This window comes from Selenomonas ruminantium AC2024 (assembly GCF_000687995.1).
GTDB classification, from domain to species: domain Bacteria; phylum Bacillota; class Negativicutes; order Selenomonadales; family Selenomonadaceae; genus Selenomonas_A; species Selenomonas_A ruminantium_B.
The window spans coordinates 891067-917740 of the sequence record NZ_JIAC01000001.1; the positions used below are offsets into that span (position 1 = coordinate 891067).

The 26674-nt window shown below is 51.6% G+C and carries 25 protein-coding genes; 20 read left to right on the forward strand and 5 right to left on the reverse strand.

All coding sequences use genetic code 11. The annotated features are described in order from the left end of the window. Window positions 1-249 precede the first annotated feature (249 nt). Entirely contained in the window at window positions 250-1314 is a 1065-nt protein-coding gene (locus P157_RS0104100) for a tartrate dehydrogenase (RefSeq protein ID WP_026759896.1), read from the reverse strand. Window positions 1315-1470: 156 nt separating this feature from the next. On the opposite strand from P157_RS0104100, the gene P157_RS0104105 reads away from it, so the two are divergent. From P157_RS0104105 to P157_RS0104175, 15 genes are all read left to right on the forward strand, one after another. Further along, entirely contained in the window at window positions 1471-1917 is a 447-nt protein-coding gene (locus P157_RS0104105; RefSeq protein WP_026759897.1) for a PaaI family thioesterase, read from the forward strand. Further along, window positions 1914-3194 carry a M18 family aminopeptidase gene (locus P157_RS0104110; RefSeq protein WP_026759898.1) on the forward strand — a complete coding sequence of 427 codons (1281 nt, stop codon included), beginning with the start codon at window positions 1914-1916 and terminating at the stop codon, window positions 3192-3194. The genes P157_RS0104105 and P157_RS0104110 overlap by 4 nt, the downstream gene beginning before the upstream one ends. 142 nt (window positions 3195-3336) lie before the next feature. Further along, window positions 3337-3996: a hypothetical protein gene (locus P157_RS13820; RefSeq protein ID WP_051598486.1), complete on the forward strand. Its 660-nt coding sequence runs from the start codon at window positions 3337-3339 to the stop codon at window positions 3994-3996. 273 nt (window positions 3997-4269) lie between these two features. Next, the gene (locus tag P157_RS0104120) at window positions 4270-5262 is read left to right on the forward strand and encodes an asparaginase (protein WP_026759899.1); all 993 of its coding nucleotides are present in this window, start codon (window positions 4270-4272) and stop codon (window positions 5260-5262) included. 123 nt (window positions 5263-5385) lie between these two features. Further along, window positions 5386-7689, forward strand: coding sequence for an ATP-binding protein (locus P157_RS0104125; protein WP_026759900.1), 2304 nt, complete (start codon window positions 5386-5388; stop codon window positions 7687-7689). 181 nt (window positions 7690-7870) lie between these two features. Next, window positions 7871-8332 carry an Hsp20/alpha crystallin family protein gene (locus tag P157_RS0104130; protein ID WP_026759901.1) on the forward strand — a complete coding sequence of 154 codons (462 nt, stop codon included), beginning with the start codon at window positions 7871-7873 and terminating at the stop codon, window positions 8330-8332. Window positions 8333-8699: 367 nt separating this feature from the next. Further along, on the forward strand, window positions 8700-9071 hold the full coding sequence (locus P157_RS0104135) for a hypothetical protein (RefSeq protein WP_026759902.1): 372 nt from the start codon (window positions 8700-8702) through the stop codon (window positions 9069-9071). Window positions 9072-9105: 34 nt separating this feature from the next. Then, window positions 9106-9780, forward strand: a complete 675-nt coding sequence (gene atpB / locus P157_RS0104140; RefSeq protein ID WP_014423512.1) for a F0F1 ATP synthase subunit A — start codon at window positions 9106-9108, stop codon at window positions 9778-9780. A gap of 47 nt (window positions 9781-9827) precedes the next feature. After that, window positions 9828-10079 carry a F0F1 ATP synthase subunit C gene (gene atpE, locus P157_RS0104145; protein WP_014423513.1) on the forward strand — a complete coding sequence of 84 codons (252 nt, stop codon included), beginning with the start codon at window positions 9828-9830 and terminating at the stop codon, window positions 10077-10079. A gap of 39 nt (window positions 10080-10118) precedes the next feature. Continuing rightward, window positions 10119-10622, forward strand: a complete 504-nt coding sequence (gene atpF, locus P157_RS0104150; protein WP_026759903.1) for a F0F1 ATP synthase subunit B — start codon at window positions 10119-10121, stop codon at window positions 10620-10622. Beyond that, window positions 10616-11158: an ATP synthase F1 subunit delta gene (gene atpH, locus P157_RS0104155; protein WP_026759904.1), complete on the forward strand. Its 543-nt coding sequence runs from the start codon at window positions 10616-10618 to the stop codon at window positions 11156-11158. The genes atpF and atpH overlap by 7 nt, the downstream gene beginning before the upstream one ends. 23 nt (window positions 11159-11181) lie before the next feature. Continuing rightward, window positions 11182-12699 (forward strand): F0F1 ATP synthase subunit alpha, encoded by a 1518-nt coding sequence (gene atpA / locus P157_RS0104160; protein ID WP_026759905.1) that lies wholly within the window; start codon window positions 11182-11184, stop codon window positions 12697-12699. A 20-nt stretch (window positions 12700-12719) separates the two neighbouring features. Then, a complete protein-coding gene (gene atpG / locus P157_RS0104165; RefSeq protein WP_026759906.1) occupies window positions 12720-13571 on the forward strand; it encodes an ATP synthase F1 subunit gamma in 852 nt (283 codons plus the stop codon). Between the two features lie 23 nt (window positions 13572-13594). After that, window positions 13595-15007 carry a F0F1 ATP synthase subunit beta gene (atpD, locus tag P157_RS0104170; RefSeq protein ID WP_026759907.1) on the forward strand — a complete coding sequence of 471 codons (1413 nt, stop codon included), beginning with the start codon at window positions 13595-13597 and terminating at the stop codon, window positions 15005-15007. A 3-nt stretch (window positions 15008-15010) separates the two neighbouring features. Next, on the forward strand, window positions 15011-15454 hold the full coding sequence (locus tag P157_RS0104175) for a F0F1 ATP synthase subunit epsilon (RefSeq protein WP_026759908.1): 444 nt from the start codon (window positions 15011-15013) through the stop codon (window positions 15452-15454). A gap of 56 nt (window positions 15455-15510) precedes the next feature. Here the strand turns inward: P157_RS0104175 and P157_RS0104180 are convergent, their stop codons facing one another. Then, window positions 15511-17067 (reverse strand): alanine/glycine:cation symporter family protein, encoded by a 1557-nt coding sequence (locus P157_RS0104180; RefSeq protein WP_026759909.1) that lies wholly within the window; start codon window positions 17065-17067, stop codon window positions 15511-15513. Window positions 17068-17286: 219 nt separating this feature from the next. Between P157_RS0104180 and P157_RS13825 the strand changes: the two genes are divergently transcribed. Continuing rightward, the gene (locus P157_RS13825) at window positions 17287-19101 is read left to right on the forward strand and encodes a putative bifunctional diguanylate cyclase/phosphodiesterase (protein ID WP_051598487.1); all 1815 of its coding nucleotides are present in this window, start codon (window positions 17287-17289) and stop codon (window positions 19099-19101) included. A 25-nt stretch (window positions 19102-19126) separates the two neighbouring features. On the opposite strand, the gene P157_RS0104190 is transcribed toward P157_RS13825, so the two are convergent. Genes P157_RS0104190 through P157_RS0104200 form a run of 3 tightly spaced genes read right to left on the reverse strand, consistent with a single transcriptional unit; the run spans window position 19127 to window position 22651 of the window. Then, a complete protein-coding gene (locus P157_RS0104190) occupies window positions 19127-20875 on the reverse strand; it encodes an NADH-dependent [FeFe] hydrogenase, group A6 (RefSeq protein WP_026759910.1) in 1749 nt (582 codons plus the stop codon). Between the two features lie 5 nt (window positions 20876-20880). Beyond that, window positions 20881-22131 carry a complex I 51 kDa subunit family protein gene (locus P157_RS0104195; protein WP_026759911.1) on the reverse strand — a complete coding sequence of 417 codons (1251 nt, stop codon included), beginning with the start codon at window positions 22129-22131 and terminating at the stop codon, window positions 20881-20883. 13 nt (window positions 22132-22144) lie between these two features. Continuing rightward, window positions 22145-22651 carry an NAD(P)H-dependent oxidoreductase subunit E gene (locus P157_RS0104200; RefSeq protein ID WP_051598488.1) on the reverse strand — a complete coding sequence of 169 codons (507 nt, stop codon included), beginning with the start codon at window positions 22649-22651 and terminating at the stop codon, window positions 22145-22147. A gap of 188 nt (window positions 22652-22839) precedes the next feature. Between P157_RS0104200 and P157_RS0104205 the strand changes: the two genes are divergently transcribed. From P157_RS0104205 to P157_RS0104220, 4 genes are all read left to right on the forward strand, one after another. Then, window positions 22840-23079, forward strand: a complete 240-nt coding sequence (locus tag P157_RS0104205; RefSeq protein WP_026759913.1) for a hypothetical protein — start codon at window positions 22840-22842, stop codon at window positions 23077-23079. Between the two features lie 205 nt (window positions 23080-23284). Beyond that, window positions 23285-24124, forward strand: coding sequence for a metallophosphoesterase (locus tag P157_RS13830; RefSeq protein WP_155266696.1), 840 nt, complete (start codon window positions 23285-23287; stop codon window positions 24122-24124). Between the two features lie 18 nt (window positions 24125-24142). Beyond that, on the forward strand, window positions 24143-25591 hold the full coding sequence (locus tag P157_RS13835; RefSeq protein WP_051598490.1) for a hypothetical protein: 1449 nt from the start codon (window positions 24143-24145) through the stop codon (window positions 25589-25591). Further along, window positions 25588-26403 (forward strand): class I SAM-dependent methyltransferase, encoded by an 816-nt coding sequence (locus P157_RS0104220; RefSeq protein WP_026759914.1) that lies wholly within the window; start codon window positions 25588-25590, stop codon window positions 26401-26403. The genes P157_RS13835 and P157_RS0104220 overlap by 4 nt, the downstream gene beginning before the upstream one ends. The last annotated feature ends 271 nt before the right edge of the window (window positions 26404-26674 follow it).

The following is a 26674-nucleotide window of genomic DNA, read 5'->3' on the forward strand; positions in this document are numbered from 1 at the left end:
TTGGCGGCAGGGAAAGTTGCCCGGCGTGGCCGTGCTGCTTTGCCAGTCTGCGCATAGACCGTAAGCTAAAACAAATTTTGACCTTTTAATGAAATAGCTCTAAAAGCCATAAACTCGCTTTGCTCAGACAAATGGCTTTTAGAGCTATTTTTTCGTATGGTCAAAAAAGTGCCTTCCCCTTTGGGGAAGGTGCCCCGCAGGGGCGGATGAGGTTAGGATGTTACACAAGTATTCCCAACATGGTATAGATTAGCGCTGCAGGATTTCCAAGATGGCATTGCCGATTTCGTTGGTTTTGGCCGTGCCTCCTAAGTCGGGGGTGAGTGTCTTTTTCTCCTGCAGCAGGGTTTCGATGGCATCGATGACCTTCTTGCCCCATTCTTCCTGTTCGAAGAAGTCAAGCATCTGACTGACGCTCCAGATGGCGGCGAGGGGATTGGCAAGACCTTTGCCCGCGATATCCGGGGCGCTGCCGTGGATGGGTTCAAACATGCTGGGGAATTTCTTTTCCGGGTTGAGGTTGGCACCGGCGGCAAGACCCATGCCGCCGGCGATGGCGGCGCCTAAATCCGTCAGGATATCGCCGAAGAGATTGCTGGTTACGACAATCTGGAAGCGGGCAGGATTTTTGACGAAGAACATGCTGGCGGCATCGACCATAAGGCTGGAGGTTTCGACTTCGGGATATTCCTTGCCGACTTCGGCAAAGATTTCATTCCAGAACACCATGGAGTAACCAAGGGCATTGGCCTTGCTGACATTGGTCAGGGTCTTGCCCTCTTTTTTCGCCAGCTCATAGGCATAGCGGATAACACGCTCACAGCCCTTGCGCGAGAAGACGCCGGTCTGCAAAGCGATTTCCTGCTCCGTGCCGGGATAGAGGCGGCTGCCCACATTGGCGTACTCGCCTTCGCTGTTTTCCCGCACGACAATCATGTCGATGTCTTCTTCTTTCACATATTTGAGGGGGCAGGGAGCACCTTTTAAGAGTTTCACCGGCCGCAGGTTGATGTACTCGTCAAAGCCCTTGCGGATTTTTAAGAGCAGGCCCTGCAGGGAAACATCATCGGGCACGCCGGGATAGCCCACGGCGCCAAGGTAAATGGCGTCAAAATCTTTGAGGATGGAGAGTCCGTCCTCGGGCATCATTTTCCCTTCCCGCAGATAATATTCACAGCCCCAGGGAAAATCCGTAAATTCAACCTTGAAGCTGCCGTCCATTTCCGCAATGCCGGCGAGGACTTTTTTACCTTCGTCAATAACGTCCGGGCCAATGCCATCTCCGGCAATCACGGCGATTTTATAAGTTTGCATCGTAAAACCTTCTTTCTGCATAGAACAACACATTTTTATATATTCGTCATAAGGGAGAGAAAAACCTTGTGAGTATTAGTTTTATCATGGGTGATTGGCATTTTCCTAGTGGGAGGAGTATAATTTGAGCAGAAGAAAGAATAGGTGAGGTGCTTTATGAGTCAGGAACTTACGGAATTGCAACAGCAGATTGTGCGCTTTTATCATCATAATCCCTTTGTGGAATATCTTCATATTCAGGTACAGCCGCTTCCTAGTGGTGAAGTGCGGCTCGAACTGCCCATTGACGAGGTACATACCAACCTATACGGCATTGCCCATGGTGGTGTGCTCATGACGATGGCTGATACAGCTATGGGGGCGGTCTGCCTGGCCTGCAATAAAAAAGTAGTTACCATCAGTCTTACGACGGACTTCCTCCATGCGGTGCCGCTTACGGCTAAAGTGGTCACCACGGCGAAAGTCCTCCATGATGGGCGCCATACGATGACCTGCGAATGCGAGCTCAAAAGCGAAGAGGGCAAGATTTTTGCCAAGGCTCACGGCAATTTCTACGTGCTGGGAAAATTTGTGGAAGCTGAGGAAGGGAGCGAGGAGTCGTGAAGAAAGAAATCAAGGAACTGCTGAACTTTATCAAGGCGGCGCCCACTCCTTATCATACGGTGCTGACAGCGGCACAGAAATTGCAGAAGGCAGGCTTTACGGAATTGAAGCTCGGCGAAGTCTGGCAGCTGCAGAAAGGTGGACGGTATTATGTCAAAGCCTTTGATTCCACATTGCTGGCTTTTGCGCTGGGGAAGGAAGCCGGGCCTTTGCGCCTGGCGGCGGCCCATACGGATTTTCCCTGTTTCCGTCTGAAACCGCAGCCGGAAATTACGAAGGAGGGCTACGGCGTTCTCAATGTGGAAAAATATGGCGGCATGATGTTGCGCACCTGGCTGGACAGACCTTTGGCGCTGGCAGGCAAAGTAGCTTTGCGGACGAAAAATCCATTTCAGCCGGAAGTGCGGCTGGTGAATTTCCCGCGACCGCTCATGACTATTCCGAGCCTGGCCATTCATATGGACCGGGAGGTAAATGACGAGGGCAAGCTCAACGCGCAGAAGGATATGCTGCCTTTGACCACGGTGGGCGGCGAGGAACTGACGGCAGAATTCTTCCATGAATGGTTGGCGGCAGAGCTGAAAGTTGACATGTCAAATATCCTCTCCTATGAGCTGTCGGCTTATCCCTGCGAAGAAGGCACGCTTTGCGGCCTGCAGGAAGAATTCATTTCCTCGCCCCGTTTGGATAATCTGACATCAGTTCTAGCCTGTCTGGAAGGGATGACGGGACTGGATGCAGATAAACTGGCAGGCCTGCGGCTCATTGCCCTCTTTGACAATGAAGAAGTGGGCAGTCAGACCAAGCAGGGGGCTGGTTCGGCAGTCCTGCTGCAGGTATTGGAACGGATTTATCTGGCGCTGGGCAAGGAGCGGGCAGAAATGCTCGCGGACATTGCCGCAGGCTTTATGCTGTCCGTGGATGTGGCCCATGCCCTGCATCCGAACTACATGGATAAATGCGACCCCAGCCACAAGCCAGTATTGGGCGGCGGTGTGGTGCTGAAACAGGCAGCCTCCCAGTCTTATGCCGGGGATACAGAAGCGGTGGCTGTGGTGCGGGGCCTTTGCGAAGCCCATAAGATTTCCTGGCAGCATTTCGTCAACCGCAGCGACAGCCGAGGCGGCTCCACGTTAGGTTCTATTGCCTCAGCCCTTGTGCCTCTGCGCACGATGGATATCGGTGTGCCCATGCTGGCCATGCATTCGGCCCGGGAAACGATGCACAGCGCTGACCAGATATCCTTGATGGATTTGCTGAAAAAATTTCTTCGCTGACCATACAATAAATATAATTTGAAAACCATCCAAATCGTCTAAAAATTCCTTGCTTTTTCCTAGATTTTAACCGATAATGTAATTAGGAGAAATCTTTGTTTGAACTGATTTTGGAGTTCAGAGATAAAGGAGGAAGATGAACATGGATGTCAACATGATTTCTTCTTTGTCGCAAACTTCGGCAGCGGTGAAGGCTAGTTATACGAAGAACACCAGCACTACTACCAATGAAGCGACGAAGGAAACTACTACAACCACGAGCGAGGCGTTCTCGGTAGATATTTCTGCCGAAGCCAAGAAGGCCTCTACGGCGCTAGGCAAGCTCACCAGTGAGCAGGTAGATGCACTGCAGGATGGCATCAACAAGAGTTATCAGCTGATGATTAAGACCCTCACCGAGCAGAATGCGAAACTGCAGGGCTATCTCGATGAAGGTATTGGCCAGCTGAACTTTGACGGTATCCTGTTCGGCACGGACAAATTTGCTCTGCCGCCAGTAGGAACCACGCCGGAAGAAGCTGCTGAAGCTGTGGGCGAAGGCGGAGCGTATTCCGTTGACAGCGTAGCTACCCGCATCATGGATATGGCTACGGCGATTGCGGGCGGTGACCCTGAAAAACTCCAGCAGATGCAGGCGGCTGTGGAAGAAGGCTTCAAACAGGCCGGTCTCGTCTGGAAGGATGCTATGGGACAGGATGAAATGCCTCAGATTACCAAAGACACGCAGGCTGAGATTACGAATCGCTTCAACAAGCTCTATGAGCAGATGGGCGTGAATCAGACAGCCAAAATGGAAGAATAAATAATTTGTGGCGGCCGCTACGGGGAAATAGCGGCCGCCTTTTTTAGTGTCAAAGTAAAATTGTGACTTGACAGGGTTATCCACAGATAGCTTGTGCATAACCCTGTGGATTCTGTGGATAACCTGTGATGAAAAGCTGATGTTATCCACAGGTAGAAGCAGATTTCCACAGAGTTAGTAACATTTGGAAGAAGCCAGCCTGCGCTGCTGATTTGCGTGACCTCCTTATTATCCGTATAATGAAGCTATACGAATCATAAGGGGGCTATTTTTATGGGCAAGAGAATACATATACTGGCTATGGGCGGTACCATTGCCGGCAAGGCTGGGGACAGCACGGCAACCACCGGTTATCAGGCTGGCGCAGTAGGTGTGGAAGATTTACTGGCGGCTGTGCCGGGACTGCAGGAAGTGGCACAGGTCACCGGTGAACAGCTGGCAGCCATTGACAGCAAGGATATTACCACAGAGTGCCAGTTGCGTTTGGTCAAGCGGATGCGGGAACTGCTGTTGAGTGCCGATGTGGATGGCATTGTCATCACCCATGGCACGGACACGCTGGAGGAAAGTGCCTATCTTTTGGATTTGGTGCATTTTGCCGACAAGCCCGTGGTAATCACAGGCGCCATGCGCCCCGCCACGGCGTTGAGTGCTGACGGCCCCTTGAATATTTTGGATGCCGTGCGGGTGGCAGCTGCGGATAATGCCCGGGATAGAGGCGTGCTTGTGGTGCTCAACAATGAAATTCATAGCGCTCGTTTGGTGACGAAAATGTCCACGACTGCCGTGGAAACGTTTCAGTCGCCTGTGGGAGGAGCCATCGGTGCGATAAACGATGGTGTGGTGGTGTTCTATCATGGTGCGGAACTTCATCACCTGCCGAATACTTTAAGTGTCAGCGAAAAATTGACAAGTCAAAAGGAATTGCCGTATGTGCCTGTGCTCTACGGTCATAGTGATGATGATGGCCGCCTGGTGAAGCTGGTAGCTGATGAGGGAGCAAAAGGCATTGTCTATGCCGGTATGGGCAATGGCAGCATTCCTGCGCGGGTAGAAGCGAAACTTGCCGTCGCCGTGGAGCAGGGGATTGTTGTCATCCGTGCCAGCAGCAGTATCTCTGGCATGGTGACGAAGGCCGAAGCGTCTTATGAGGAAGCGGGCTTTATTGCCAGCGGCCTGCTGAATCCCCGCAAGGCACGACTGCTTTTGCAGGTCGCATTGGTCTGCGGTAAATCTGCGGCGGATTTACGGAAATTTCTTGCCTGACATAAAGGAAAAATTTTTCTCCATGGCGAATAGTACAAACAAATAATGTTCGTAACTCAGCGAAGTATTAAAATCCCTTGCGTTTCTCCGTAAGGGATTTTTTCGCCATAAGGAGGATGTGCGATGATACAGTACAATTACATGCTGAATTGGAGCGAGGGAGACCAGGGATTTTGGGATAAGCTGGAAAAGGTCATGCAGACACTCGTCATGCGTCCTGCCAGCAAACAGGCCAATGCGATTTTTATTCAGTTGTCCTTCAGTCAGATGCCCAAGGATGAGGCGGTGAAGGTGCGGGAGAAAATTCGCAGCTTCCTGCCTCGGGCTGTGGTGGCTGGTATTACGGAGACGTTGTTCTCGCCGCAGTTGGGAAGCTATGTGCAGCTCAACTGTACATTTTTCCAGAATTCTAAGCTGCGCCTGATGGAATATGCGGGGATTCCCGAAGATTTTGCCCGCCTGGGGGTGGAGTTCGGCCAGAAGGTGGCCGCCATGCCAGATGCGCGGGCGGCAATGGTGCTCGGGACTACGGATGGCAATTTTGACAAGTTCTTGGAAGGCTTTGTCTGCGGCAATGAGAATGTCGTGGTTTTTGGTGCCATGACCGGTACGGTGAAGGATATTGGCACAGGCAGTTCCATTATCACCGGTGCTCTGCTGGGGGAGAGCAATGACAAATATTATCTCATGGGCAGCGACCTGATGCCCCGGGGCATTGTAGTGGTGGTGTTTTGTGGCGAAAGTCTTGGTGTCCGGGCGGATTATGTGCTGGGCTGGAAGCCAATCGGCAAGGAAATGGTCATCACGGAAACCATGGGGCCCAATGTCATCAGCACGTTGGATGACATGCCGGCGGTGGATATTTACCGCCATTATCTGAAGGTCAAACCGGATGAGAATTTCGTCTATAATATCGCAGAATTTCCCTTGACCATTGAGCGTGAGGGCTGTCTTATCGCTCGTGTGCCGCCGGGATTTGACGAGGAAGGCCGCATCTTCTTCAACGGGAATGTGAATGTGGGAGAAAGAGTGCGCCTGACCTATGCGGTGCGGGAGGATTTTCTCCACGAGACGGAGCTGGCCAGCGAGAAGATGAGCCAGTTTGCTCCGGACGGCCTGTTTATTGTGGCCTGTGGTACTCGTTCCCTGTTCCTGCAGGGCGAGGAACATTGGGAGACGCGCTATTATCAGCGTTTTGCCAATCAGTTGAGCAGCTGCAGCGGCACAGGGGAGATTTATTGCTATCAGGGGCAGGGCGGACTGCTTAACTGTGCGCTGATTGCCGTGGGCTTCCGCGAGGGCGGCAATAAATCTGCGCTGAGCTTCTACGACGAGCCGGAGACAGAGCCGGAAAATACCCGCATGCTTTTGTCCACTCGTATGGCGGCTTTCCTGGATGTCATTACGCAGGAACTGGAGCAGAGCAATCGCGAATTGCGGGAACTGGCCGTGAAAAATGAGGAAGCCAGCATTGCCAAGTACAAATTCCTGGCCAATGTGCGCCGGGAAATTGCCGCGCCGTTGAAGACGGTAATTCGTCTGGAACGAAAAATCCGTAAGGAAAGCACGGAGGATAAAATCAAGGAATATTCCCGTGAGTGTTATTTGGCCGGAGAAAAGGTCTATGGCATTTTGGGACGTATTTTTGACTTCCTGGAGATGGAGGCAGGAGACTTAGGCGCGAATGAGGCGGAGTATCGGGTCAGCACACTCTTGCAGGATTTGCATAACGAAATCATGGACGAAGTGATAGAAAAAGGTTTGGAGATGGTGACGGAGCTGCCGCCGGACATCCCCAGCGTCCTCTACGGTGATGAACTGCGCATCCGCCAGATTCTCGTCAATATCCTGAACAATGCGGTACGCTTTACGGAAAAGGGCAGCATCCATCTTAAGGTTACGATGGAAAAGATTGGTCCTGCCGATGTACTGCTTCATTTCTCGGTGAAAGATACCGGTGTGGGTATTACACCGGAAAACTTTGCGGAGGTGCAGAGGGTTTTGTCGCTTAGTGACGACCGTCCGCAAAATATGCTCAACGAAATGGGACTCGGGCTCAATGTCACCCAACGGCTCTTAAAACTCTTTGGCAGTGAGCTGCATATGGAAACGGAGCTGGGGAAGGGCACCACCTGTTCCTTTGACCTGCGGCAGCGCGTGCTGAACTGGTTCCCCATGAAGCAGAAAAATGCACCTGCCCTGCGGGATGATGCGGACAGAAAGCCGCCTATCACGGAAGAAGAATTGGCTGAAACCTGGGAAGCTCTGCGTGAAATTGCTGCAGGCCAGGATATGGACAGTCTGGATTATATGCTGGAAACCCTCGATGATTACAGACTGCCTGAACGGGAAGCGGCGCTGCTATTGGAACTGCAGACGGCTGCCAAGGAAAATAATTGGGAGCTGATTGCAAAACTCGTACAGTGACAGCCGAAAAAAAGATAAATTTTATCTTTTTGACCTATTGACTTTTTGACTATTTGAGCTATAATAAAATTGTAATCAGGAAGAAGGAAAGCAAAGAACCTGGTTACAGAAATGTTAACAGATAGTCAGGAGCGCACAGCAAACTCTTGACCGGTATAAATTTAGAAAGGGGTTGCTGATTATGTTTGGTTTGGTTCCGTTTGGCAGTCGTAAAGATTTGGCAGCAGGCGATGCTCCGCGCAGCATCTGGGATGTGTTCAATGAACCATTTTTCCATGATGATTTCTTCCCCACCATGTCGGGCTTCAATGCCAATGGCGGTATGCGGGTCGATGTGAAGGATAACGGTGACAGCTATGAGCTGACGGCAGACTTGCCGGGCATGAAGAAAGAGGATGTAAAGCTCAGCTATCAGAACGGTTATCTCACCATAGCTGCTCAGCAGCAGAGTGAATCCGGTGATAAGGACGACAAGGGCAATTACATCCGCAGGGAGCGCCGCATGGGCTCTGTAAGCCGTTCCTTCTACATCGACAATATCGATGAGTCCCGCATTGATGCGGAGTTCAAAGATGGCGTCCTGCATGTGAATATGCCGAAAGCGGCAGAAGTGCAGCATAGTACGACAATTAACATCCGGTAAACGAGAAAGGTCTTCCTCATCCAGAGGGAGGCCTTTTTTGTGGTTTTTTATGCAATAATAAATATAAATTATTAAAATAAATAAATCTAATCGCATTTTTAATTATTTCTTGCCTTTTAACAATAATTTGCCTATAATAGTCATTGCGACCAAATGGGATAAAGTTGGAATATTGATTTATCGTAGTATAAATACCAATAATTCAATCGTAAAATCCCATAAATGTTCCTTGGAAAATAAGCAAAAAAAGCCAAAAAAACTCATAAATATTCATTTAAAAAAAGGATATTTTATGTTTATGTTGAATTGTATAAGATGGGCAATAGCCTAATATTCAACTTACAGGCTTTTTTGCCGGAGGAGGAATATGAAAGAAGTTTTGCCGATATTCATGAAAAGGCTTATAATGGGACTGGGGGTTATCACCTTGGCGGTAGGCAGTATGCTCGTGGCAAACGGGCAGACAGAGCTTATCGGGGCGTTAATCATTGGTTTTATGACGGGCCTGGTATTTTTGGGAAACATGTCCCTGCGGCTGTGGAAAGCTGCGTCACTACCTGTTGGCGGTGCAAAAAGACAAATGTTATGGGGACTGGTTTTGCGCTTGATGGTATTATTTATTGTCTTGTTGGCGGCCGTCCGGATTTCCACGCAGGTGTTCAGCATAGTGGCGTTGGGATTTCTTCTCTGTTATGCCTGGGCTATGGTTCTCATGATCCGCATGAATAGCGCGAAATAGTAACTCAGGAATTCCTGGGAGGAGGTTGAGGTATATGCATGAAATCGGTGTTCGCGAAGTAGTGCAGTTTGCCGGCTTTACCTTCAATTGGGAGACTCTGGTTATGACCTGGATTACGATGGCCATCGTACTGCTCATTGCAGTGTTGGCAACCCGCAATCTGCAGATGGTGCCGCAAGGCTGGCAGAATGTGGTGGAGGCAATCGTGGTCTGGCTTCATGAACAGATTGATGCGACCATGGGCAAGAATGGACGCTTTTTGGCGCCCTTTGTCGTGTCGCTCTTTATGTTCCTGCTGGTTTCCAACTGGCTGGGACTTATCCCAAAGATGGCATCGCCGACAAATGACTTGAACACCACTTTAGGCCTTGCACTCTTGGTCATTGTGATGGTGCACGGACTGGGGCTTTACATGAAGGGCGGTCATTACATCGCGCATTTCTTCCAGCCCACGCCGGTCTTTGTCATCATCAACGCCATAGAGGAAGTTGCTAAGCCAATTACGCTGGCCTTCCGTCTATTCGGCAACATTCTGGCAGGTGAAATCTTAATCATCATCCTGCTGCAGCTCATGCCAATCTGGATGCCGATACCGTCAGTTATCTGGCTGGCTTTCAGTATCTTTATCGGCGGGGTACAGGCATTCATCTTCACCATGCTGTCCATGGCATATCTTGCCAATGCAGTAAAGAGTGAGGAAGAAGGCTAAGACGAACTGGGAATTTTTTAGTTAAAGGTTTTAAGGAGGATTTTTTCATGGAAAACGCAATTATGGTAGCCGCTGCTCTCGTTGGCGCAGGTATTACGATGGGTCTGGCCGCAATCGGCGCTGGTATCGGTGATGGTCTTGTAACGAGCCGTTTCATCGAAGGTATCACCCGTCAGCCGGAAGCAAAGAGCACGCTCTTCACCAACACCCTTATCTCCGTTGGTCTGATCGAGTCCATGGCTATCATCGCAACCGTTGTTGCCCTCATCATGCTCTATGCAAACCCGCTCATCAAATAATTTTCTTTGATGAATTGCTTAATAAAGGGGGCATAGGAATTGATCGAGTTAAATGGGACGTTTATTGCGCAGATTATTAACTTCCTGATTTTGGTTGTATTACTCCGCGCATTTGCGTATAAACCCGTAGTCAACATGCTCAAAGCCCGTCAGGATAAGATTCAGGAAAGCCTTGACAAAGCCGATGCCGATGCGGCAGAAGCAGACAAGCTGCTGGCGCAGTACAAGGCGAAACTGGCTGCCGCAACCGCAAAAGCTGAAGAAATTCAGAAGAATGCTGAAAAGCGTGCCGCTGAGTTCCGCGAGGCAGAGGAGCAGAAGGTTAAAGCCGATATTGAGCAGATGAAGAAATCCGCTCAGGCCGATATTGAGCGTGACCGTGCAAAAGCCGTTGAAAAATTGCGCACCGAAATGGTGGCTCTTTCCATGGCTGCTGCCGGCAAAATCATCGCCAAGAATATGGATTCGGCTGAAAATGAAGCGCTTATCGCGGAATTTGTGGATAAGCTGGACAAAGATAAGATTGGTGATTTGCCATGCTAAACTTACAGCTTGCACATAAATATTCCCGGGCGATTTTTGAACTGGCGCAGGAAGAAGGCAAATTAGCCCAGTACGGCAAGGAGCTTCTGCAGGTCAAAAAAGACCTCGAAGCAGTACCGGCTGCGGTATCCTTCTTTGCCAACCCGCAGGTGGAGCGCAAAGCCAAAAAGGAACTGGTCAAGAAGATGTATGAAGGGGAACTTTCCCAGAGCATTTACCACTTCCTGCTCCTTCTGGTGGACAAGCGCCGTTTTGCCCTGCTGTCCGTTATTGCGGAACAGTATCGGGAAATGGCCAATGCCGCCCAAGGCATTGTCATTGCTGATGTGACCACGGCTCAGCCGGCAACGGAAGCACAGCAGAAAAAAATCGCCGCTAAACTTGAAGCAGTTACGGGGAAAAAGGTGGAACTCCGCCTCCACGAAAACAAGGCCCTTTTGGGCGGTGTCGTGGTCAAAATCGGCGACCGCCGTATCGACGGCAGTGTGGCCGGACGCCTCCAGGCGCTGCAAAAAGAATTACTGACGAGCAAGTGAGAAACTGGGGTGACAGCTAAGTTATGAAAATGAATCCGGAAGAAATAACGGCCATCATCAAAGACCAAATCAAGAACTACGAAGTAGACTTGAACGTCGATGAGGTTGGCACGGTTATCGAAATCGGTGACGGTATCGCCCATATTCATGGCCTCGAAAAAGCCATGGCCGGTGAGCTGTTGGATTTTGGTAATGATATATTTGGTTTGGTCCTGAACCTTGAACAGGACAATGTCGGCGCCGTTATCCTGGGCGGTGAAACCCAGATTAAGGAAGGCGCACAGGTAAAGCGTACGGGCAAAATCATGCAGGTTCCCGTAGGCGAAGCGATGATTGGCCGCGTTGTTGACGCTATCGGCCGTCCTATCGATGGCAAGGGCGACATCAAAGCCGACACGTTCCGTCCGGTTGAGTACCGCGCACCGGGTATTGCTGACCGCAAACCGGTTAAAGAACCGCTGCAGACTGGTCTGAAGGCAATCGATGCCCTCGTACCTATCGGCCGTGGCCAGCGCGAACTCATCATCGGTGACCGTGGTATCGGTAAAACGGCTATCGCGGTTGACACCATCCTCAACCAGCATGACCAGAACTGTATCTGCGTCTATGTAGCTATCGGTCAGAAGGCTTCCACCGTTGCCCGCGTGGTTAAGACCCTCGAAGAAGCCGGCGCTATGAAGTACACCATCGTCGTAGCTGCTACGGCTGCTGACAGCGCTCCGCTGCAGTACCTGGCTCCGTATGCTGGTGTTGCCATGGCTGAACACTTCATGTATCAGGGCAAGGCCTGCCTCTGCGTATACGACGATTTGACGAAGCATGCAGCTGCATACCGTGCAATGTCCCTGCTGCTCAGAAGACCGCCCGGACGTGAAGCATATCCTGGTGATGTATTCTACTTACATTCCCGTCTTTTGGAACGTGCCGCAAAACTCAGTGACGAACTGGGCGGCGGTTCCATCACGGCTCTGCCGATTATCGAAACGCAGGCCGGTGACGTTTCCGCGTACATTCCGACCAACGTTATCTCCATCACCGATGGTCAGATCATGTTGGAATCCGATGCTTTCTACTCTGGTATCCGTCCGGCTATCAACGTCGGTCTGTCCGTATCCCGTGTAGGCGGCTCGGCACAGATTAAGGCCATGAAACAGGTTGCCGGTACCATGCGTCTTGACCTCGCACAGTACCGCGAACTGGCAGCATTTGCCCAGTTTGCTTCCGACCTCGATAAAGCCACCAAGGCACAGCTCGACCGCGGTGCCCGCATGGTTGAAACGCTGAAACAGGCACAGTACAGCCCGCTCCTCGTACAGGAACAGGTTATGGTGATTTTCACCGCTGTCCGCGGTTTCCTGGCCGATATTCCGGTAGAGCGTGTGGTTGAGTTCCACAATGACTTCTTGAAGTTCATGCGTGCGCAGCATCCGGATATCGGGGCTAAGATTGCCGAACAGAAGAAACTTGATGATGCCATTGAGGCAGATCTTTCGAAAGCTATCGAAGAATTCAAGGAAACTGTAACATACAAAATGGCATAAGGTTAGCGAGGTGATTCTTTTTGGCTAGTTTACAGGACATCCGCCATCGCATTAAGAGCGTAAAGAGTACCAAGCAGATAACCAGTGCCATGAACATGGTGGCGACCTCGCGTCTCCGTCATGCCAAAGAGGCAGCACTTGCCAATAAGCCTTATGCAGAAAAGGTCGTGCAGGTGGTACAGCAGATTGCTGCTACCGCAGGAAATGATTTTTCTCATCCCCTGCTCGAAAAGCATGAGGACGGCAAAAAGCTCATTTTGCTTGTCACCAGTGACAAGGGCCTGGCCGGTGCTTATTCCGCCAATGCCTGCAAGGCAGCGGAAGCATTGGTCGAGGACAAGAAAAATACCCCGCTGGTCATTGTCGGCCGCAAGGGTACCAGCCACTTCAAGAATCGTGGTTATGATGTGGTAAAGAGCGTTATCGGCGTCAGCGAACGCCCCAGCTTTGACCTGGCTAAGAAACTGGCCGACGATTTGGTGGAACGCTTCAAGACCGGAGAAATCCGGGAAGTGCAGATGGTTTATACGAAGTTTATTTCGGCGATTAACTGTGAGCCGCAGGTGTTAAAGCTCCTGCCCTTTGAGGCAGAAGAAGGCACGGAAGGTCCGGTTACCGAATACATCTATGAACCGGATGCTGCCACGGTACTCGGAAGTTTGCTTCCGCAGTATCTTTACACCACCATCTATGCAGCGCTCCTGCAGTCTGCGGCAAGCGAACTTAGCTCCCGCATGAACGCCATGAGCAATGCAACGGACAACGCAGAAGAGCTTATCAGCAAACTGGACCTCTACTACAACAAGGTACGTCAGGCAGGTATCACCAACGAAATCACCGAGATTGTTGGCGGTGCCGAAGCTCTGAAATAAGGGCATCGTAAGGAGGTTTACCATTGGCAAAAGGTAAAGTCGTACAGGTTATCGGACCTGTCGTAGATATTGAATTCCCGGCTGGCGAACTGCCGGAAATACTGAATGCAATCACCATCAAGGGCAAAGCCGGTGAAGTGGACATCGACCTCGTGGTTGAAGTTATGCAGCACCTCGGCGACAGCGTAACCCGCTGCATCGCCATGAGCTCTACCGATGGTCTCACCCGCGGGATGGACGCCGAAGATACCGGCGCGCCGATCAGTGTTCCCGTTGGTGAAGGTACTCTGGGCCGTATCTTCAACGTACTGGGCCAGACTGTGGATAAGGACCCCACTCCGGTCAACGCCGCTGAGTATTGGCCGATTCATCGTCCTGCTCCGGAATTTGAAGATCAGGAAACCAGTGCACAGGTACTCGAAACGGGCATCAAGGTCGTTGACCTTATCGCACCGTACGCCCGCGGCGGTAAAATCGGCCTCTTCGGCGGTGCCGGCGTAGGTAAGACAGTACTTATCATGGAACTTATCCATAACATCGCTACCGAGCACGGCGGTTACTCCGTATTCGCCGGCGTAGGTGAACGTACCCGTGAAGGTAATGACCTTTGGGGCGAAATGAAGGAATCCGGGGTTATCGGCAAGACCGCACTCGTTTACGGTCAGATGAACGAACCTCCCGGAGCTCGTATGCGTGTAGGTCTGACGGGCCTCACCATGGCAGAATACTTCCGTGATGTTCAGCATCAGGACGTGCTGCTCTTCATTGATAACATCTTCCGTTTCATTCAGGCAGGCTCGGAAGTATCCGCACTGCTCGGCCGTATGCCGTCTGCAGTAGGTTATCAGCCGACCCTGACCACCGATATCGGTGCACTGCAGGAACGTATTACGTCCACCAAGGAAGGTTCCATCACCTCCGTACAGGCCGTATACGTGCCCGCCGATGACTTGACTGACCCGGCACCGGCTGGTACATTTACCCACCTCGATGCAACGACGGTACTTTCCCGTCAGATTGCCGAGCTCGGTATTTACCCCGCCGTTGACCCGCTCGATTCCACCAGCCGTATCCTCAATGCCGAAGTTCTCGGTGAGGAACACTATCAGGTGGCCCGTGGCGTGCAGGCCGTGCTCCAGAAGTACAAGGAACTGCAGGACATCATCGCCATCCTGGGTATGGAAGAACTGTCCGACGAGGATAAGCTCACCGTATCCCGTGCGCGTAAGATTCAGCGTTTCCTGTCTCAGCCGTTCTTCGTAGCAGAAGTATTCACCGGTTCTCCGGGTAAATATGTACCGCTCAAAGAAACGGTGCGCGGCTTCAAGGAAATCCTTGAAGGTAAATACGATGACCTGCCGGAAGCTGCCTTCTATATGGTCGGCAACATTGACGAAGCTGTGGAGAAAGCAAAGACCTTGGAAAAGGAGGGATAATCTATGGCTACGATCCAGCTAGAGATTGTCTCCCCGGATAAAGTGGTTTATGCCGAGGACATCAGCATGCTTATCGTCCGTTCCACGGGTGGTGAGCTGGGTATCCTCCCCAAACACGCTCCTCTGGTAACGGGGCTTTTGCCTCATGCCATGCGCGTGCGTCTCAATGGTTCCGACAGGGACGAACAGCTTATCGCTGTGTCCGGCGGCTTCATGGAAGTCACTCCGGAAAAAATTACGGTGCTGGCTACGGCAGCTGAACAGCCGATTGATATCGATATCAATCGTGCCCAGCGTGCCATGGACCGCGCCAAAGAGCGTATCGCTGCTTTCCATCAGGGAGGCGACGAGGCCAGAAATATCGATATCGAACGTGCCCAGCTGGCCCTGCGGCGTGCACTCGCCCGCCTGCGTGCTACGGGAGCGGAAATCGAGAATCTGAAATAAGAAGTGAAAACGGCTTGCAGAGAAATCTGCAAGCCGTTTTCAGGTATATAGGAAAGTTAACTTTGGGCATCCTTTATTACGTGGAAAGCTGATGAAGCGGTACATTCATCCCAAACCGGTACAGGCGTACCGAATGTTTCGGAATTGAATTCTTCATTGTTGTCTTCGAAATTCGCGAAGGCCTTTTTTACTTGGCCAAAGCCCAGATAGAGCAGCGGCAGGTTGCAGCAGACCATGACGATGTTGGCAAAGTCGCTGAGGTTCCAGAGGGCGCTGAGGTCAAAGCCGGCAATGTTGGTGACCATGCCGAAGGCCAGTACCGTCAAATTTACCAGACGGACGGAGGCAATGAACATCTTGTTATGGGAAATTTGCCGGGCGCAGATTTCGGAGAAGGACAGGAAGCCCAGCAGGCAGGTGAAGGCGAAAATGCCAAAGCAAATGCTGATGACGAGTGTAGCCAGACCATAACCGGTACCGCTGCCGAGCAGCTGCGCGCAGGAGGCGAGAAATTTTTCCAGACGGCCCAGTTCCATCCAGGCCGCAGAGCCATTGCCCATCCAGGCCTGTCCCATGATGAGGACGAAACCCGTCAGCGTGCAGATGACCATGGTGTCGAGGAAGACGCCGATGGCCTGAATGATGCCCTGATCGCAGGGATGTTTGGCATGGGAGACTGCAGCGGGCATGGACAGCGTGCCCTGTCCGGCCTCGTTGCTCATGAGGCCGCGTTTGATACCCTGTGAGAGGGCAATACCCAAAGCACCGCCGAAAATTGGCTCGGGATGGAAGGCTTCGGTTACAACCACATAGAAGAACCAGGGCAGGCGGTCAAGGTTCAGAGCGACCATAATCATAACGGCGGCCACATAGATAACGGCCATGATGGGGACGAGTACATCGGTGATTTTGGTAATGCGGCGCAGTCCGCCGAAGATGGAGAACGTGGTCACCCCCATCAGCAGCAGGAAGAAAATCCAGACAAGCGTGCTGTCAGCAGCCAGCTCCATGCCCGTTATATTCTGCGTGATGGCTGTCATGGCCGATATGGTATTGAAGCCCTGAGCCGGAATGCAGAGCAGGGCATAGACAATGTACAGCAGGCTCAAAGTCCCGCCGATGATGGCTGCACCACCCAAAAGTTTCCGTCCATAGCAGGGCAGACCGCCGACATATTCATCCCCCTGCTTGACCTTGTAAATCTGCGAGAGCGTGGATTCGACAAAAGCCGTGGCCATGCCGAAGAAGGCGGAGAACCACATCCAGAACAAGGCGCCGGGGCCGCCGGTGGAAACTGCGCCCGTCACGCCCAAAATATTTCCGGGCCCCACGCGCATAGCTGTAGAGAGAAGGAACGAGGCCAGAGGGCTGATGCCCTGCTCCGTCTTTTGGCTGTGTATCAGGGTGTTCAGGCCATAACGGAAATATTTGACCTGCACAAAGCCCAGCTGCAAGGTGAAATAAATGCCAGTCCCCACCAAGAGGATGATGACCAACGGCAATTCGCCGATAATGGGGAGCTGGGCGTACCATTCTATATTGGTGGGGAACCCCCAGACCAAATCGGCAAGATTTTGGAAGACAGCACATATACTGCTGATTAATTCATACATAAATAAAGACCTCCTGTGACACATTTAGATGAGCAGCCGGATGACTGCTGGTGCTGCTATCTAAATTGTAGCATACCCAATATAATATGGGTATTGGTGTTCGTGCTAGGTATTTTGTAGTCTGTGCGCATAGTATGCAAGTTTACGCACATTTTCTTTGCGGATATGATATAATTATATTCAGTAAATGCTAAATTATCCTGAAAGGGACGATAGCGAATGGAGCGTAGCGGAATTACAGCCTTGGTAAATCGGATAATCCGAGAATATTATGAATTTGGCAATACGACAGACATGCGTGACTTGCTGACGGATGATGTAATCGCCTTTGGCGTGATTTCTCAATACTATGTTCAGGGACGGGAGCCGGTGCTGAACTTTTTGGCGGACAGCTACAGGAAAGTGGAAGGCGTCCATGTAAAAAAGATGGCCTGCAACGAGATTGAAACCGACCAGGGAATCACGGTACGGGCGGCCGTGGAACTTACGTCCCGTAATCGCAGGCACAGTACCCATCGTCTTATGATTATGTTCCGCAAGGAGGCGGACACTTACCGGATTTGCGGTATCAATGTGCAGCGGGGCTTTGCCAGCTTTCTCTACAATCTGAATTACGACAGGCTGACCAATTTGTACAATAAAAAGGCTTTTTGCCGGCGGGTAAATGAAGTGTTGGCGCAGTATCCCGACACGGAATTTGAAATCATGCGCTTTAACATTGCCCGTTTCAAAGTGATAAATGACCTGTTCGGTGAGGAAACAGGGGACAAGCTGCTGCGGTATGTTTCCCAGTTTCTGACCAGCATTCAGCTGGAGCCCTGCGTCTATGGCAGGCTATATGCGGACAATTTCCTGCTGTGCTATCCGACGGCGGGAAATCTGCGGGAGCATCTCATTCATTCCCTGCAGATGCTGGCCGTGTCCTTTGCCCTTGATTACCGTATCGATTTCTACTTTGGGGTTTATACGGTGAAGGAACGGGATTTGTCTGTTACCACCATGTTGGACCGGGCGGCCATGGGGCTGTTCAAGGCTTCGCGCAATGGCATTATTGTCTGCGGTGAGTATGATGATGACATGCGGGAGAACATGGTCAGTGAGCAGGTCATTGTGAATAATATGAACGGCAGTTTGGAGCGGGACGAATTTATCGTCTACCTGCAGCCAAAGTACAATTTGAACACGGAGAAAGTGGTGGGGGCAGAAGCTCTGGTGCGTTGGATTCATCCCCAGCTCGGTTTCGTTTCTCCGGCCAAGTTCGTGCCCATCTTTGAACAGAACGGTTTTATCTATCAGCTGGATAAATATGTCTGGGAGAAAACCTGTCAGATGCTGCGGGAGGATATTGATGCGGGGCGGCCGGTTATGCCGGTGTCCATCAATGTGTCCCGGGTGGATTTTTACAGTCCGAATCTCGTGCAGGTCTTTGAGGATTTGACGGCAAAGTATAATCTTGACCCGCGGCTGTTGGAACTGGAATTGACCGAGAGCGCCTATGTGGAAAATCCCCAGCAGATTATTGAGATAACGAGCCAGCTACAGGCCAAAGGTTTTGTCATTCTGATGGATGATTTTGGCAGCGGTTATTCCTCGCTGAATATGCTGAAGGATTTGCCTGTGGATATCCTGAAAATCGACCTGCGGTTCCTGTCGGATTCTCAGGGCGTGGAAAATGGCCGGGCTGACAATATCCTAAATTCGGTGGTGCGCATGGCCAAGCGGCTGGATGTACCGGTCATTGCCGAGGGAGTGGAAACCCAGAAGCAGGTGGATTTCCTGCGAACCATCGGTTGCGAGTATGCCCAGGGGTATTTCTTCGCAGAGCCGGTGCCGCTCGATGAATACCGGAATCTTATTCAGGGCGATTTGGTGGTGGAACAGAAGGTACCCAGGTACGCGGAGAAAAATACCGAGGCGGTGCTGACCCTGTCCAGCCAGCTGCATAAGCTGATGGAAGAATTGCGTCAGGTAGCGCCGGATAAAATAGCTGCCATTGAAAAAAAGATGAAAGAAGAAGCCGCTGCTCTTTGGTGAGCAGCGGCTTTTTGGTGTCGAAAATTTAGTTGAAGGTGTACGGCTTATCCACCTGATGATAGTGGGTATGCAGCAGTTCGTGGGCTTTTTCACCTAAGGGCTCGCCCAGGAAATTCTGGTAAAGGGTCTGGATATCTGGGTTTTCGTGGGATTTGCGGATGGGCAGGGCCTTGTCGATTTCGTAAAGGGCGGCCATGCGCTTCTTGCGAATGGCGTTGGTGGTACCGATGGGCTGGCCGCCACCGCCGATGCAGCCGCCAGGGCAGGCCATGATTTCGATAAAGTCGTAAGGGCTTGTACCTTTCTTGACCTGTTCCATGATGAGACGGGCATTTTTGAGCGTATGAGCAACGGCAATGTGCACATCCCGGCCGGGGAGGTGTACCGTGGCTTCTTTGATGCCTTCAAAGCCGCGCACATCCATGAATTCAAGTTTTTCGAGGGTCTTGCCCGTAACTTTTTCGTAGACGGTTCTAAGGGCTGCTTCCATTACGCCGCCGGTGGCGCCGAAGATGGCCCCTGCACCGGTAGACAGGCCTAAGGGGCTGTCGAAATCATTTTCCGGCAGCTGGCCGATGGACAGGCCCACGTATTTGATGAGTTTGATAAGCTCGCGGGTGGTGAGCACCACATCCACATCCCGATAGCCGTCGCGTCCCATTTCCGGGCGGGAGGCTTCAAATTTTTTCGCCGTGCAGGGCATGATGGATACGGTGACGATTTCCTGCGGCTTGAGTCCAGCCTGCTTGGCGTAATAGGTTTTGGCAATGGCGCCGAACATGCTCATGGGGGACTTGGCCGAGGACAGGTGGTTGATGCAGGTGGGGAAGTGTTTTTCCATGTAGTTGACCCAGCCCGGGCTGCAGGAGGTCATCATAGGCAGCACGCCACCGTTATTGAGGCGGTGCAGGAACTCATGGCCCTCCTCCATAATGGTGAGGTCGGCGCCGAAGTTGGTGTCAAAGACCTTGTCAAAGCCTAAGAGCTTCAAGGCCGTAACCATCTGTCCCGTGACGATGGCGCCTGGTTCCAGGCCAAAGGCATCGCCAAGAGCTACGCGCACGGAAGGAGCAACCTGTACGATAACGTGCTTGGTATTATCCTGCAAAGCGTCCAGCACCTTCTGGGTATCGTCCTTTTCCACGATGGCGCCGGTGGGACAGACGAGGCTGCACTGGCCGCAGAGGATGCAGTCGGTTTCTTCCATGGGCTTGTTGAAGGCCGTGGTCACCACGATATCGCTGCTGCGTCCGGCGTAGGTGAGTGCGGCAATTCCCTGCACGTCCTTGCAGGCCCGGATGCAGCGGCCGCAGCGGATGCATTTGGACGGGTCACGGACGATGGACGGATTGGTTTCAATGCGGGGCACTTCCTTTACCACGCTGGGCAGATTGGATTTCAAAATGTTGAAGCGGCTGCAAAGGCGCTGCAAATCGCAGTTCTGGTTGCGGGGGCAGCTCAGGCAGTCTTTGTGATGGTTAGCCAGCATGAGCTGGAGGATGGACACCTGCGTGTCACGGACAATCTGCGTGTCCGTATGGACATCCATACCCTCCCAGACTTCGGTGGAGCAGGCGGCCAGCAGGCGCTTTTTGCCGGTGACTTCCACGGAGCACAGGCGGCAGTGCGCCTTGATGCGCTGGTCCTCATGGTAGCAGAGGTGTGGAATGTCAATGCCGAGAACTTTCGCAGCCTGCATGATTTTGGTGCCCTTGGGCACTTCGATGGGAATATTGTTAATGGTGAGTTTTACCATTTCCTGGCTTTCGTTCATATTGCTCATGCGCGGGCACCTCCAAGGTCAAAAACTTGCGGGAATTTCTTCATGGCGGACAACAGGCTGTTCTGGGCGGTTTCCCCAAGCCCGCAAAGGGAAGACATGCTCATGACCTTGGCAATGGTGGTCATGGTCTTGATATCCTGTTCGTTGGCTTCGCCTTTGGCCAGCTTGTCGAGAATAATCTTGATATGGAGATTACCCTCCCGGCAGGGCGTACACTGTCCGCAGCTCTCCTCGGAGAAGAATTCCTGATTCATGCGCAAAAAGTCAATGACACTGGTGCGCTCGTCGATGACCAGAATGCCGCCGGAACCGACCATGACGCCAGCGGCCCGCAAATCGTCATAGGTATAGGGCGTGTCCAGAATCGAAGCATCCGTGACTTTGCCGGATGCGCCGCCGAACTGAATGAGCTGGATGTTCCGGTCGTGCTGAATGCCGCCGGCCAGATTGTAGATGATTTCCCGCACCGTGGTGCCGAAGGGAATCTCAAAGACGCCCGGCTTGTTGACATTTCCTGCCACGCTGATGAGCTTGGTGCCGATGGATTCTCCTGTGCCGCAGTTCATGTAGGTGGTCTTGTCCTGAAGCAGATGAGGAACAAGAGACAGGCTCTCTACATTGTTCAAGCAGGTAGGACGAGCAAACAAACCGCTGACTTTGATAAAGGGCGGTTTCATGCGGGGACGGCCCGCCTTGCCCTCGATGGAGCGGATGAGCGCCGTGCCTTCGCCGCAGACATAGGCACCGCCGCCGGAATAGAGATGAATATTGAAATCAAAGCCTTTTCCTAAGATGTTTTCGCCCAGGAAACCGTAGTTTCTGGCTTGGCGGATGGCATTGAGAAGCAGGGGGCGGTGGCAGGCATATTCGCCCCGCATATAGATGAAGCCGTCGGTGGCACCGCAGACAAAGCCGGCAATACTCATGGCTTCAATGAGATTGAAAGGGTCGTTCTTGATGAGTTCACGGTCTTTGAACGTGGTAGTCTCTCCTTCGTCCGCGTTGCAGATGACTACCTTGTTCTCACCACGCACAGCCCGAGCCTGGCTCCACTTGCGCCCCAGCGGATATTCTGCGCCGCCGCGGCCACGGATTTTTGCCTCTGTGAGCATGGTACAGATATCTTCCGGATTCATATTCACGGCTTTGCGCAGAGCTTCAAAACCGCCAATATTCATATAGGAACCGATGGAGGAGGTGTCGTATTGGCCAAAATTTTTGGTCAGGAATTTAACTTGTGTGCTCATACATTTCCCCTCCTTATTTCAGCGAACGGAGCAGCGCTTCGATTTTTTCGATGCTGTCCAGATGGTCGTAGACATGGCCGTTGATGCGCACAGCGGGGGCCCGGTCGCAGGCACCGTAGCAGGTGGTGCGCTCCAAGGTGAAGCGGCCGTCATAGGTGATTTCCCCAATTTTGATATCGAGCAAATCCTGCAGCGTGGATAAGAGGCGCTCCGTATCGATACGGTTTACCCGGCAGGCCGGCGAGGAGCAGACCTGTATGGGATATTTTGCTCGGGGCTTTGCGGAAAGTTCGCTGTAAAAATTCAGGCAGTCGAACACGTTGGTGACAGGAATGGCGAGCCGGTCTGCTAGATAGTAGGCTGTGGCTTCCGGCACATAATGACGTTCGTTTAAGTCCTGCACTTCCAGCAGAATCCCCACAATCTGAGTCGGGTCGTTGTCGTGGGATTCCAGAACCAAATCGATTTTGGCCTGTAAATCTGCTGGCAGCGGATACTCTTTAATTTGAGTAGTAAGCATCGCAAAACCTCCTAAACAAATAGATATACACACGATACTTACATTATAAGAAAAAATTTATCCATTTACAAGAATTGTAAAAAAATTAACAAAAGATGTGTACAACTTTACAAAAATATGCTACAATATAGGTGCAACGCAGAGAGCATGTAAATATACTTCATAGGGGATTATGGGGGGTTGTTTATATGGCTATCAAGAACATAGAGATGGACCGTCGTGACAGCGCGATTTTTCGCAAACAATTAAAACGAGGAGGTTTCCTTTCTGCGAGTTACTTGTCTGTTAATGGTTTCGATGTAACGAAGTTGCGCAAACTGGCACTGGCTGGGGAGCTGGATGCTATTCGTTGCGCCATTGGCAAATCCATCCGCTGGTATTACAGGGAAAGACAAGCGGAGAACGCTCACCTGCGAGGCTTGGCATAATACATTTGATGTAAGTTTTTTTACGAAGTTTAACGAAAATTTTATTATGCTCTTATAAGATTGCACATTTGGAATCGGCGTGGCCGGTTCTCTTTTTTTTCGCTGGAGGTATTTTGTGTTCTGGGCGATATTTTTTTTAGTTGCGGCTATTGTATTTTTTTTCATCCCTGCGCTGTTGACACGGTTTATTTACCGGAAAATTCCTGTGGATAAGAACAAACGCAGATTTTTGAAGGGCGCGGCTCTTTATCCGGCAGCCATGCTGGGGGGCGGTTCCTATGGCTATTATTATGAGCGGAAGCAGCAGGTGAAGCGCCATTATGATGTAAAATATCCGGCTGGCCTCGGACTGGCCGGCTTGACTGTGGCGCAAATTAGTGATGTGCATTTGGGCAGATTCTTCTCGCTGGAGGATTTGCGGCAGCTTTTGCAGCTGGCGGCTGCGGATTCGCCGGATATTCTAGTGGTGACCGGCGATTTATTCGATGACTTGCAAAAGAATCCTGCCGCGGTGCATATATTGGATGAAGCGGTGGATTTATTCCCGAAGGGGATTTACTTCTGTCTGGGCAATCATGAAGTTTACCGGGACTGGGGACGCACGAAGAAGCTCTTGGAAAAGACCCGGGTACACATGCTCATTGGCCGGGCAGAAAAGGTGCCGGGGACAGAACTTTGGCTGGCTGGTGCCGAATATTCGTTTGCCCGGGATGAGGAAAGTTTTCGCACCGAGAAGGCGGAGATGGTGCAAAGGGCCTTGCAAGATATTCCCAAGGAGGAATGGGGGCAGACCATTTTGTTGGCCCACCATCCGGAATTTATTGATGACGGAGCGGAGATGGGCGTGCCTCTGATACTTACCGGCCATACGCATGGCGGTCAGTTCGGAGTCTTTGGGATTCCCCTGATGGCGGCCTTTAAGTACAACCGAGGACTGGTAAAGGTGAAGGACAGTCTGGGGTATGTTCACTGCGGCAATGGCAGCTGGCTGCCGATACGCATTGGCTGTCCGCCGGAGATTGCCTATTTCAGATTGACTGAGTAATGGGGACGAGGTGAGCGCATGGAGAGCTGGTGGCAGGAGATTGTGAACCTGTTGCAACGGGGCAGAACCCAACTGGCCCGGGAAAAACTGGATGATTTGCGGGGAAGCGTACCCCAGGATGAGGAATGGCGCTTCCATGAACTATATGGCGCCGTGTTCCATGATTTGGCGGATGGAGAAGGTGCGGCCGCCGCTTATAGCAACGCAGCCCAATGCGACAAATATCTGCGCAGCCAGCGGGAGCATTTCTCCAGCTATCTTTTTGCCCTGCATTATCTGCCGGGATTAGGTGCCGCTGATTTATGGCAGCAGCATAGCTACTATCAGGAACTGTACCGCGAGGAGGAATGGCTGCCTCCGCGTCAGATTGCGCCCCATAGCCGCCTGCGTGTGGGCTTTATCGCCCATGATTTCTGTGACAGTGCTGCGGCAAGATTTTATGAAGCATTGGTGACCGGACTGGATGTGCGTTATGCCAGCACGTATCTCTACGCTCTGCAGGATGAGGAGGATGCCTTTACCCATTCCCTACAGGGCTGTGGTCTTATCTATCGCTGCCTGGCCGGGAAAAATCTCGTGGAGATGGCTGAGGCCATCCGTTGGGATGAAATCGATATATTGGTGGATTTGTCGGGCCATACGGAAGGCGGCCTGACCTTGATGGTGCTGGCGAAAAAGCCTGCGCCGGTACAGCTCAGCGCCATTGGCTACTTCGATACGACGGGACTGGGGGCTGTGGACGGACTGCTGACGGATAAAATTCTTGACCCGTCAGAAATTGACATGTCATTTTTTCGGGAAGAACTGGTACCCCTTCCTCATGCGTTCTGCTTTACGCCTACGGAGGCCATGCAAAAATGCCGGCGTCAGCCACGAAATAAAAGCATGCCCCTGACCTTTGGCTGCTTCCAGAATGGTATGAAACTGAATCGGGAGGTGCTGGCGCTTTGGCGGGAGATTCTGGAACTTTGTCCGAAGGCACGTCTTATTGTGCAGGATACCACGCGCCTGCCGGAGCGGCGTCAGGCTTTGGAAAAGCGCTTGGAAAAAGCGGGCCTGCCGATGGAACGGACGGAAGTACGACTGGGCACCGATAATTACCTGCAGGATTATCAGGAAATTGACATCATGCTCGACACCTTTCCCTATAACGGCGGTGCTATGACGGCTACGGCGCTCTATATGGGGGTGCCGGTGGTGACTCTGCGGGGGAATCATCATAGTGCCCGCTTTGGGGCAAGCCTTTTGACAGCGGCAGGTTATGAGGAATGGATAGCAGACAGCAGAGAAGACTATTTGAAATATGCCTTGCAGCTTGCTTCTGACTTGTCATTTTTAGCGGCTGTGCAGGAAAATCTGCGGGCGGAGGTGGAAAATTCGCCCCTCTGCGACAAGGCAAGGTATGCAGGTGCGTTTTGGCAGGTATGTATCGACCTGTGGGCCAGAAAGGGGGACTTTGCCTTATGAAGCAGGACTTAACCGCTTTTCTGCCCGGTGGGCCGGCGCCTTTACGCTGGCTGATTCTGGAAAGTCTGACTTATGTAGAAAAGATTGCGGCACTCTATCCCCATGCTCAATTGACGGTGGTAACGGAAATTGAGGAAGTCGCCAGCTTGCACGAGTTTGCTGGGCTGAATATCCAATGGGTATTTCAGGACATCCGTCAGGAAAAACTGCCCTTTCCCAATGGCAGCTTCGATGCGGTATTAGCGGAAAATCTGCTGTCCAGGGCTTATGAGCCTTATGAACTGCTGCTGGATATCAGCCGCAAGCTTACGGATGTGGGCGCATTCTATGGTGATTTTCTGAATATACGTTACACCGGCGTATTGGAAGCTTTGAAGCAGGGGCAGTTTCCTGTACGGGAAAAACATCTTTATGCTAAAAGCGAAATGGTTCGCCTGCTGGATGATACACTTTTTAAGGAAATTGACTTTGTGCCTGGGGATAGAGATGAGGATAATAGCGCCGAAGAAGAGTGGGAGGCGGCAGGCTACGCTAATATCAATCACGAGCTTTCCATCAGCCGGTATCTCTTCCGAGCTGCCGTCAGCACCGCCAAAGTGGCCAACCTCAAAGGATTATACAGCCCAGATGCGCGCAAGGAGTTATCCCGCATCCTGCATCGTATTGAGTATGACGTTGCGCGGACGGAAAATCTGGAACATCTGCAGCAGCTTTGTCAGCAGGAGGGAATCTTCCCGGAATATCTGCACGATTTTGTTGAGGAAACATGCTATCATCGGGACAAAGTTTTAGCTTTGTTGGAGCAGAAATGATTAGAAGTGGCGGCATCTAGCAGTTTTTCATGTTTTTTTCAAAAAAGGTGTTGACAGGAGCTTCTGACTCGTGTAATATAATACAAGTCGCTGACAGACACGGCAACGAAACAGTTCAGCAAGCCTTGATTGGCAGGCCACTGTGAGGAACCGAAAAGCTTCGAAAAACTTCAAAAAAGTTCTTGACAAGCTAAGCTGAATGCGATAAGATAAATGAGTCGCTTGAAGCGAGTACCCGAAAGGGCACAGGCGCCGATAACGACAAAACAGA